Genomic DNA, 9,934 nt, shown 5'->3' with positions numbered 1-9,934 from the left:
CGCGAACACGGCATCCCTCGCGCTTCCCGTCTCGAACCTCACGAATCTGCTGGCTGCGCGGGCGATCGGCGATGACCCGTTCGCGTTCCTCGCCCTGAGCTGGGCGCCGACCCTCGTCGGTGTGCTCGTGCCGGTGGCGATCCTCACGATCGCCCATCGCCGCACGCTGTTCGGCTCGTACCGCCCGCCCGGCGGCGCGGCAGCATCCGACCGCGTGCTGTTCTGGGGAGCAGCCGGCATCCTGCTCGTGCTCATGCCGCTGCTCGCTCTGACGCACGACGTGTGGATCCCCGCGACGATAGCGGCCGTGCTGCTCGTCGGGCTGTTCGCGGTGCGGCGACGCCATGTGCTGCGGCCCTCGCTCGTGCCCTGGCAGGCGATCGGTCTCGCGACCGCGCTGTTCGTGCTCGTCGAGACCGCTCATGCGAACGGCCTGCTCGCGTTCCTGTCGTCACTGCACACCGATGGCCACGGCCTCGGCGAGATCCTGCGGCTGGCAGCGGTCGGCGCGCTCGCCGCGAACGGCATCAACAACCTGCCCGCCTACTTGGTGCTCGAACCCTCCGCAGGCGACCCGGTCGCGCTGATGGCGCTGCTGATCGGTGTGAACCTCGGCCCGCTCATCACGCCGTGGGCCTCGCTCGCGACGCTCCTGTGGCATCACAGGGTGGTGTCGCTGGGGGTCGAGATCCGCTGGTCGCGGCTGATGCTCTGGGGTGCAGCCGTCGCGGTGCCGACCGTCGTGATCGCGACGCTGGCTCTGTCTCTCGTCTCGGGCTGAGCCCGGCGAGAACTATCCGTATGCCGACGGGAGGGGAAAGGGCAGCGACCCAGGTCAAGGGGATCTGGGGAAATCCAGGCGCTGAAAGGGGAGTTCGCGCCGTCTGTGAGCCGCTGCCCCGCACTTCGACGCTACGCACACCCGCGAGATTTCGCTGAAACTTCAGTGCCTGATGTGTGGTGCACCGATGTATTGCAGGCATAAAGTGTGCCCGTGGACGATGTCAGCTCTCCTCTGCCGATCCGGCCGCGGCAGCTCATCCGCGACCAGGTGTTCGCCACGCTCGCCGAGGAGATCATCACGGGGGTGCGGCCGCCCCTCGAAGAGATCCGCGACCAGGACCTTCAGGCCGAGTACGGCATCTCTCGCACACCCATCCGCGAAGCGCTGAACCGTCTCGCCGACCTCGGACTGATCGAGGTCAGCACGAACCGGTTCACACGCGTCGCACCGGTCGACCTGAACGCGCAGGCCGAGCGGGTCGAGACGGCGGTCGCCATGATCGGCTACTGCGCGGTGAAGGTCGTGCCGACCTACACCGACGACCAGGTCGCGGCGATGGAGGCCCACATCACCGGCATCCTCGCCACGGAACTCGCCTGGACCACGAACCGTGAGGGGCTCGCGCTCTGGTACGCGCTGTGGGCCGAGCTCGTGCTGAGCGCCCGCAACCAGACGATGGTCGACATCCTCGACGGCCGCCTCGCGATGCACCTGACGAGGACGGTGCCGGATCAGCCGGTCGCCGACGACCTCGAGGTGTACATGCGCGCCTCGCTCGAGCAGCTGCGCGCGCTGCTGCACGCCCGAGACGGTCAGGGCACACGGGCTCTCATCGAGCAGCTGTTCCTGCGCTCCGTGATCGAACCCCTTCGGGTCGAAGCCACGGCGGAGTGATCATGCCCGACGAGCGCATTGACCGGCTGCTCTCCACCCGATTGCTGGGAGGGGTGGGCGCTGCGGTACCGCTCGTCAGCTCCCGATCGGATGCCGTCGTCGACTCGCTCGCACGATCCATCGAGTCGGGGGAGCTCGGGTCCGGCGATTCGCTCTCGGTGACCGCACAGTCGCACCGGCTCGATGTCGCCGCGGCGACTGTGCGCTCGGCCCTGATCGCGCTGGATGCCATGCACCTGGTCGAGCATCGCCCGAACCGCGCGTCGGTGGTCGTGACGCCCACGAGTGCGTGGTTCGTCGCGGTCGCCGCGGAGTGCTCCGGTCTGTCGATCGCCGCCGCCGACCTCGGCATCGTCGCGGCGACGGATGCGCAGATCGAGAGCTTCGCCGTGCGGGCGGACGAGGTCGCGGCGCTCTGGGCGGAGGAGGGGCAGGATCAGGTCGTCGGCGCCGAAGGGCTGTGGGACCTTCTGCACATGCTCGCCGAGTTCTCGCGCAACCCCTACCTCGCCGACCTGCACGCCTCGAAGCGCACGGCGCTGGTGTTCGGCATCCGCTCGCTGAGCCGGTCGCGCAACCCGGCGATGCTGAGGTCTGCCGTCGACGCTCTCGTCACGGCGGCGCGCGAGCGCGACCGCCACGAGGCCGTCGACATCGTGCGCGACCTGTTCATCTTCGTGATCGACGGGGTCACCGAGCTCTAGTCCGGCTCGGGCCCGCGGATCATCGCGCGGACCGCTCCTCCGCGAGGATGCCGGAATGCAGCTGTGCAGCTTTACAGCTAAGCGGTAGAATCAAGGTATGTCCACCGAAGAGTTCCACGGGTACGTCGGAGTCCAGAGCCGCGGGCTCATCGCATTGCCTGCCAGCCTGCGGGAGCGACTGCGACTGAACGAGCCGGGAACGCAGCTCGAGGTGACCGAGCGAGCAGATGGTGTCGTCGAGCTTCGCGCGGCAGTGCCGGTGCCGGCTGACCAGGCGTGGTTCTGGGCTGAGCGCTGGCAGCAGCGCGAGCGCGAGGTCGACGCTCACGTCGCGGCCGGTCGGGTAGCCACCTTCGACAGTGGAGAGGACCTCCTCACGAGCCTCGACGCCGTCGAGTCCGGGCAGTGAAGTTCGAGACCACGCCTGCGTTCGACGGGGATGTGCGCCGGCTCAAGGCTGCCCATCTCGCGGAGTTCAAGAAGGTGCTGCGAGAGAAGTTCATCCCTGCCTGCGACGCCTTCGCAGAGGACCCGTCGGCGACATGGCCTGCATCACTGCGGGTCAAGTCCGTGCGATCCGCGCCGGGGATCCTCGAGATGACATGGTCGTTCTCGTCGCCCGACGGACGCGCGACGTTCGAGAGCATCACCGTCGACGCTGAGCCCCGAATCCGGTGGCGTCGAGTCGGAGATCACGACGTCTTCAAGAACCCGTGAGCGCCCACTCCTCCGCGAGGATGCCGTAGTTCAGCCCGTCGAGCCACTCGCCCGAGCGGTGCAGCGCGGTCTTGCGGCTGAACTCCTCGCGCCGCATGCCGAGCCTCTCCATCAGGCGCCAGGAGGGTTCGTTGTCGGCGAAGCATCCGGCGTGCACGCGGCGCAGCCCCAGCGCCCCGACGCACACGTCGATCACCGCCCGGATCGCCTCGGTCGCATAGCCGCGCCCCGTGTGGCGCGGATCGAGCACCCACCCGAGCTCGGCCTCGACGCCCTTCGCCTCGTCGGCGACCTCGAGCTGCGCCCACCCGTCACCGATCCTGATCATGACGTCGCCGATGGGGGTCGTTTCGCCGTTCTCGCCCGTGAGTTCGACGATGAACATCGAGGCCAGGCGATCGGGATCGAGATAGCGCTCGCGGAATGCCTCGACGGTCGCAGGCGCGAGCCCGAGCCAGCGGTTGACCTCGGGTAGCCGTCGCCACTCCCACATCGCGTCAACGTCGGAGGGGGTCATCGGCCGGATCTGCAGACGCTCGGTGCGGACAGGCCAGACATCGGCGCGCGGCGGGGTGGTCATGGGCTCAGCCTATTGAGCGGTGCGTCTCCCCGGCAGGGGGTCGGACGTCACGGTGGGTCTCACAGGGAAGCCGTCGTCGGCAGGCTTGCCAGAACGCGAACCGGCAACCGGGTCAGTTCTCGGGCGGCCCCTCGGGCCGGTGCGCGCGGCGACCGTTCACGACGACAGGGCGTCCGGCGCGCTCCTGACCGGGCAGCGGGCGCGAGCGGCGACCGTAGATGAGCTCCGACGAGTCGAGCAGCCACGGTACGAGGGTGATCGACACCCCGTGCACGAGCATGAGCTGGTTGGCGAGGCGACGGGCGCGGCGGTTGTGCAGGAAGGTCTCCCACCAGTGACCCACGATGTACTGCGGCAGATAGACCGTGACGACCGATGAGCCGTGCTTCTCGCGGTACTGCTTGATGAACTGCGAGACCGGCTGCGCGAACGACCGATACGGCGACTCGACGATCACGAGCGGGATCGGCACCAGATGGTCTGCCCAGTCCTTCTGCAGCTGGGCGGCATCGTCGGACGCCACGGCCACATGCACCGCGAGAGTTTTGCCGTGCTTGGCCGCGACCGCGTAGTCGATCGCCTTCACGACCGGCTTCTGCAGTCGGTTGACGAGCACGATCGCGAGGTCGCCCGTCGCACCGAACTTGGTCGTGTCGTCGATCGCGATCTCGTGCTCGACGTCGCGGTAGTAGCGCTTGACGCCCATCATCAGGAACGCGAGCACGGGGATCGCGAAGAACACCAGGTAGGCGCCGTGCGTGAACTTCGTGATCGTCACGATCAGCAGCACGGTGACGGTCATCGCAGCGCCGACCGAGTTGATGAGCAGGCCCACCTTGGCCGAACGGCGGTCGGATGCCGAGGCGCCGTCGATGCCCGAGGCGGGGCTCTTCTCGGCGGGGCCACGCAGCACGCGCCGCCAGTGCCGCACCATGCCGATCTGCCCGAGGGAGAACGACACGAACACGCCGATGATGTAGAGCTGGATCAGGGTGGTGAGCTTCGCCTGGAAGATCACGAGCACCGCGATCGCGGCGATGCCGAGAACGATCATGCCGTTCGAGAACACGAGCCGGTCGCCGCGGGTGTTGAGCGACTTGGGGGCGTAGCCGTCGCGCGCGAGCACCGATCCGAGCAGCGGGAAGCCGTTGAAGGCGGTGTTCGCGGCGAGCAGCAGCACGCAGGCCGTCGCCGCCTGGATGATGAAGAACAGGATGCTGCCGCCGCCGAACGTCGCCGAGGCGATCTGCGCCATGAGGCTCGGCTGCGGGTCGGAGCAGTCGAAGCCGATCAGGTCGCACGGGTTCTCGGCGTAGTGCACGCCCGAGATCAGAGCGAGCGCGGTGAGCCCGGCGAACAGGCAGGCGGCGATCGAGCCCATGAGCACGAGCGTGGTCTGCGCGTTGCGGACCTTCGGCGTACGGAACGCCGGCACGCCGTTCGACACGGCCTCGACGCCGGTCAGGGCGGAGCATCCGCTCGAGAACGCACGCAGGATCAGCAGGATGACCGCGGCCTGCCCGAGGTCCTCGGAGTGCACCGCGAACTCGGCGCTCGAGGCGACCGGGGCATCGCCCAGGAACGTGCGGATCAGGCCCGTGACGATCATGAAGCCGACCGAACCGATGAACACGTAGGTGGGGATCGCGAACACGAGCGACGCCTCGCGCACGCCGCGCAGATTCACGAGGATGATCAGGATCACGAAGCCCACGGCGAGCTCGACGCGCAGCGGGTCGAGTCCTGGCACGGCCGAGATGATGTTGTCGACGCCGGATGCGACCGACACGGCGACCGTCAGGACGTAGTCGACGAGCAGTGCAGCCGCGACGATGACGCCCGGGATCTCGCCGAGGTTCTTCGATGCGACCTCGTAGTCGCCACCGCCCGAGGGATAGGCCTTGATGAGCTGGCGGTAGCTGAGCACCACGACGATCAACAGCACGACGACGGCGATCGCGACCAGGGGTGTGAACGACAGGAACGTGAGTCCGCCGATCAGCAGGATCATCACGAGTTCCTGCGGCGCGTAGGCGACGGAGCTCAGCGCGTCCGACGCGAAGATCGGCAGGGCCATCTTCTTGGGGAGCAGCTGATCATCGACCTGCTCGCTCGTCAGCGGGTCGCCGATGAGGATGCGCTTGGCGCGAGGAGGAGCATCCGTGTTCGCGCGGGTTTCTTCTGACACGTCGGGCGACTTTACGCCCGGCCACGCTTTCTTTACGCGATCTTTACGGAATCCCTACGGGCGGTCGACCGGCCCATACGGAATCCTCACGGCTGCAGGATCCTGGGATGGTGCCGCGTTTCGTCTCGCTCGGCTGCGCCGTGCTCGCTCAACGACCGGGCTGGGTGTCTGTGTCCCGGTCAGGGCTGGTGGGGGCGGGGCATGTACCACTCGGTGAACTCGGTCGCCCGCCCCTCGGCATCCAGCCGGACGATCCAGAGGTTCAGGTAGTCGCGCTCCGCGGGATACTTCGTACGCCCCTCGATCACGACGAAATCGGCGTCCTCGCGGACGATCCACCAGTCGAAGGACCAGGTGTCGGGTTCATCGAGATCCTCGAGCCAGCCGGCGACGATGTCGGCCCGGCCGACGCGAGGTTCGGAATCGGGATTGGTCAGGTACTTCGCGCCGTCGCTGAAGAGCGCCGCGATCTGCTGGGGATCGTTCGACCTCCACGCCTCGACGTACGCTGCGGTCCACTTCTCTCCGGGGGTGGTCATGTGCTCCGTTCTAGACCGGGCCTCCGACATCGTCAAGGTGCTCGACTCTCATCGACGATCCACAGCCACTTCCGATCACGGACGGATAACGTCGAAGACATGACGTCCCTTCAGGTCACCGACGACGCGATCCAGCAGACTCGGGAGCTCCGCGACGAGTTCCAGCGCTTCCTGCGCGAATACGAGTTCGGGATGCGCGAGGTCGAGACCAAGATCTCGATCCTGCGTGACGAGTTCACCCACCACCACGCGTACAACCCGATCGAGCACGTGAAGAGCCGGCTCAAGACTCCCGACAGCATCGTCGAGAAGATCGCCCGCAAGGGAATCGTCGAGCCCGACTTCGAGCGCATCCGGTCCGAGATCACCGACATCGCCGGCGTGCGCGTCACGTGCAGCTTCGTCGCCGACGTCTACCGGCTGTTCGACCTGCTCACCGCGCAGGATGACGTGACCGTCGTCACCGTCAAGGACTACATCGCCACGCCGAAGGACAACGGCTACAAGAGCCTGCACGCGATCATCGAGGTGCCCGTGTTCCTGTCGACCGGAGCGCTGTCGGTGCCCGTCGAGGTGCAGTTCCGCACGATCGCCATGGACTTCTGGGCCAGCCTCGAGCACAAGATCTACTACAAGTTCTCGAACCAGGTGCCCTCGCACCTGGTCGAGAGCCTGACGGATGCGGCCGAGGCCGCCGCCGAGCTCGACAGTCGCATGGAGCGCCTGCACCGCGAGGCCCATGGCGTGCCACAGCGCCAGCTCGCACCCCCGCCGCCCCCGCACGTCGTGCAGGTCTGACCTCGGCTGCCGCTTTCCGCGTTCATGCTGAGTTGTGAACGCCGTGTCGACGACACGGTCGGTGTTGCGCGGGGCAGGGGCGGCCTGACACCATCAGCAGGTGGTCAGTACAGCGGAATCCCGGTCTCTCGACGCCGATCAGGCGGTCGATCTCGACGAACTCGCCGGCCTCGACCGCGGTCGGCAGCGCTGCGAATGCGATCACGGTGACGATGAGGCGTATGCGGCGTGCGGTCGCAAGGCCAAGTGGCGCGTGAGCATCGACTGCGACTGCGGCGAGAACCATCCGCGCACGGTCGAGATCCTCTGCTCGCGATGCCTGCGCACGCTGCGTCAGACCCAGGGCCAGGATTCGATCACCGCGCGACCTCTCTGAGCGGTCTCCTCCGACCGGCTCCGCAGACCCTGATTCCATCCGTTCCGCGCCCCGCTCCGAACAACCCTCGACCACAGCGACTCCGGACCACAGCCGACTCCGGAACAGTGCCGCGGCGAACGAGGAGCAGAGCATGTCACAGCACGCAAAGCCACGCAGCAAGGGACGCCGTTTCTTCTTCTGGGCAGCCCTCGCGGGCCTCATCAGCGGCGGGGTCTTCCTGGCCGTCGCCGAACTCTTCGCGCTGATCTTCGCGCGCGCCGCGAGCCCGATCCTGGCGGTCGGCGGCTTCGTCATCGACATCGTGCCGCAGCCGTTCAAGGAGTTCGCGATCGCGACCTTCGGCGAGTACGACAAGATCGCGCTGCTCGCGGGCCTCGGTCTCGCCGTCGTGATCGCGTCGGCGATCGGCGGCATCCTGCAGGTCGCGCGCCCGCCGCTCGGAGTCGTCGCACTGGTCATCGCCGGTGCCCTCTCGACCGCGGCCATCGTGACCCGGGCCGGCGTGACGCCGCTCGCGTTCCTGCCCCCGGTGCTCGGAACGATCGCCGGATCGATCATCATGGTGCTCCTCGGCCGCCGGCTGCGTGCCTGGCGCGCGACGGTCACTACCGACATCACCGCTGAATCCACCGAGATCGGCACCGACGCCGGCACCGCGACCGACCCCGCCACGCCCGCGAAGTCCCTCGATCGCCGACAGTTCTTCCTGCTCGCCGGCATCGCCGGAGCATCCGCCGTCATCGTGGGCATCGCCTCGCGGGCGGCGAGCACCGTCGTGTCCTCGGTCGCGACGATCCGCGAGGCGCTGAAACTCCCTTCGCCCGGCACGAAGGTCACCGTGCCGCAGGGGGCCGAACTCGACATCCCCGGCCTCAGCACGCTCTTCACCCCGAACAAGGACTTCTATCGCGTCGACACGGCGCTGACCGTGCCGACCGTCGATCCCTCGACGTGGCGCTTGGTGATCGACGGCATGGTCGACCAGCGCGTCGAGATGAGCTTCCAGGACATCCTCGACATGGGTGTCGACGAGTACGCGATCACACTGACCTGCGTCTCGAACGAGGTCGGCGGTGAGCTGGTCGGCAACGCCATGTGGCTCGGTGTGCCGCTGCGCGACGTGCTCAAGAAGGCGGGCGTGAAGTCGGGTGCCGACATGGTGCTGTCCAAGAGCGTCGACGGCTACACCGCCAGCACCCCGCTCTCGGCCCTGACCGACGACAACCTCGATGCGATCCTCGCGGTCGGCATGAACGGCGAGCCCCTGCCGCTCGAGCACGGCTTCCCGGTGCGCATGGTGGTGCCGGGCCTGTACGGCTACGTCTCGGCGACCAAGTGGCTCACCGAGCTCAAGGTCACCACGTTCGAGAAGGACGAGGCGTACTGGACGCCGCGCGGCTACAGCGCCGAGGCGCCGATCAAGTTCTCGTCGCGCATCGACACCCCGAAGCTCGGCTCTGCGGTCGACGCCGGCAAGATCCCGATCGCCGGGGTCGCCTGGGCGCAGTCGGTGGGCATCGAGCGGGTCGAGGTGAAGATCGACGAGGGCGACTGGACCCCCGCGACGCTCTCGACGCCTATCAACGAGGACACCTGGGTGCAGTGGTTCCTCGAGTGGGATGCCACTCCCGGGACGCACTACGTGGCCGTGCGAGCCGTCAACAAGAACGGCGATCTGCAGATCGAGGAGCGGGCGGCGATCGCGCCGAACGGATCGTCGGGATGGCAGCGGTCGCTCGTGCGCGTCAACTGAGCGGTGCGTCGGATCGGGGCGCGCCCTAGGGTGGAGTCATGACGTCGCTGCCCGCGTGTGTGATCACCGTGTCGGATCGATCGTTCGCGGGGGAGCGGGAGGATCGTGGCGGCCCGATCGCCGTGGGCCTGCTGCGGGATGCCGGGTGGCACTGCCCGGATGCCGAGATCATCGCCGACGGCGTCGAGTCCGTCGAGGATGCTCTGCGCCGGGCCGTCGCGCGGGGTGTGCGCCTGATCGTGACCACGGGCGGCACGGGAGTCTCGCCGCGCGACCAGACCCCCGAGGGGACGCTCAAGGTCGTGACGCGTGAGGTTCCGGGCATCGCGGAGGAGCTGCGGCGCTCCGGGCTCGCGGACACTCCGCTGTCGATCCTGTCGCGAGGCGTCGCCGGCGTCGTCGACCCGGCGGGCGCGCTGGTCGTGAACCTGCCGGGGTCGACCAGGGCGGTCGCGTCAGGAGTGCCCGTCGTGCTGACCGTGGCGCGACATGTCGTGGATCAGACCGATGGAGGAGACCACTCGTGAACGATGTACGGATCGCTGCGATCTCGGAGCAGAAGCTCGACCTCGACGCGCATCTCGCCGCCGTCGACGAC

Annotated in this window: 12 protein-coding genes; 9 read left to right on the top strand and 3 right to left on the bottom strand. The window is 67.9% G+C overall.

What is annotated here, in order from left to right; all coding sequences use genetic code 11:
• The 5 genes from RTM68_RS10295 to RTM68_RS10275 all read left to right on the top strand — a co-directional run.
• Positions 1–781: SLC13 family permease (locus tag RTM68_RS10295; RefSeq protein WP_312170563.1), on the top strand; the 781-nt coding region annotated here is incomplete at its 5' end.
• Positions 782–994: 213 nt separating this feature from the next.
• Complete coding sequence (locus RTM68_RS10290; protein WP_312170562.1) at positions 995–1,678, top strand: GntR family transcriptional regulator; 684 nt, start codon at positions 995–997, stop codon at positions 1,676–1,678.
• A gap of 2 nt (positions 1,679–1,680) precedes the next feature.
• Positions 1,681–2,382: a GntR family transcriptional regulator gene (locus RTM68_RS10285; protein ID WP_312170560.1), complete on the top strand. Its 702-nt coding sequence runs from the start codon at positions 1,681–1,683 to the stop codon at positions 2,380–2,382.
• 97 nt (positions 2,383–2,479) lie between these two features.
• Positions 2,480–2,791, top strand: a complete 312-nt coding sequence (locus tag RTM68_RS10280; RefSeq protein WP_312170559.1) for an AbrB/MazE/SpoVT family DNA-binding domain-containing protein — start codon at positions 2,480–2,482, stop codon at positions 2,789–2,791.
• The gene (locus RTM68_RS10275; RefSeq protein ID WP_312170558.1) at positions 2,788–3,099 is read left to right on the top strand and encodes a hypothetical protein; all 312 of its coding nucleotides are present in this window, start codon (positions 2,788–2,790) and stop codon (positions 3,097–3,099) included. The genes RTM68_RS10280 and RTM68_RS10275 overlap by 4 nt, the downstream gene beginning before the upstream one ends.
• On the opposite strand, the gene RTM68_RS10270 is transcribed toward RTM68_RS10275, so the two are convergent.
• The 3 genes from RTM68_RS10270 to RTM68_RS10260 form a co-directional block, all read right to left on the bottom strand.
• Positions 3,086–3,679, bottom strand: coding sequence for a GNAT family N-acetyltransferase (locus RTM68_RS10270; RefSeq protein ID WP_312170557.1), 594 nt, complete (start codon positions 3,677–3,679; stop codon positions 3,086–3,088). The genes RTM68_RS10275 and RTM68_RS10270 overlap by 14 nt on opposite strands.
• 112 nt (positions 3,680–3,791) lie before the next feature.
• Complete coding sequence (locus RTM68_RS10265) at positions 3,792–5,867, bottom strand: APC family permease (protein WP_312170556.1); 2,076 nt, start codon at positions 5,865–5,867, stop codon at positions 3,792–3,794.
• A 179-nt stretch (positions 5,868–6,046) separates the two neighbouring features.
• Positions 6,047–6,406, bottom strand: a complete 360-nt coding sequence (locus RTM68_RS10260; RefSeq protein WP_312170554.1) for a nuclear transport factor 2 family protein — start codon at positions 6,404–6,406, stop codon at positions 6,047–6,049.
• A 99-nt stretch (positions 6,407–6,505) separates the two neighbouring features.
• Between RTM68_RS10260 and RTM68_RS10255 the strand changes: the two genes are divergently transcribed.
• From RTM68_RS10255 to RTM68_RS10240, 4 genes are all read left to right on the top strand, one after another.
• A complete protein-coding gene (locus RTM68_RS10255) occupies positions 6,506–7,204 on the top strand; it encodes a GTP pyrophosphokinase family protein (protein ID WP_194763164.1) in 699 nt (232 codons plus the stop codon).
• A 100-nt stretch (positions 7,205–7,304) separates the two neighbouring features.
• A complete protein-coding gene (locus RTM68_RS10250) occupies positions 7,305–7,580 on the top strand; it encodes a hypothetical protein (protein WP_312170551.1) in 276 nt (91 codons plus the stop codon).
• A 133-nt stretch (positions 7,581–7,713) separates the two neighbouring features.
• The gene (locus RTM68_RS10245; protein WP_312170550.1) at positions 7,714–9,336 is read left to right on the top strand and encodes a molybdopterin-dependent oxidoreductase; all 1,623 of its coding nucleotides are present in this window, start codon (positions 7,714–7,716) and stop codon (positions 9,334–9,336) included.
• A 38-nt stretch (positions 9,337–9,374) separates the two neighbouring features.
• The gene (locus RTM68_RS10240; protein ID WP_312170548.1) at positions 9,375–9,863 is read left to right on the top strand and encodes a MogA/MoaB family molybdenum cofactor biosynthesis protein; all 489 of its coding nucleotides are present in this window, start codon (positions 9,375–9,377) and stop codon (positions 9,861–9,863) included.
• Positions 9,864–9,934: the final 71 nt, after the last annotated feature.

The sequence above is a fragment of the Microbacterium sp. genome, from assembly GCF_031988965.1.
Lineage (GTDB): Bacteria > Actinomycetota > Actinomycetes > Actinomycetales > Microbacteriaceae > Microbacterium.
The sequence above is the reverse complement of the archived record's forward strand: the minus strand, read 5'-3'. Positions and strand labels throughout refer to the sequence as shown.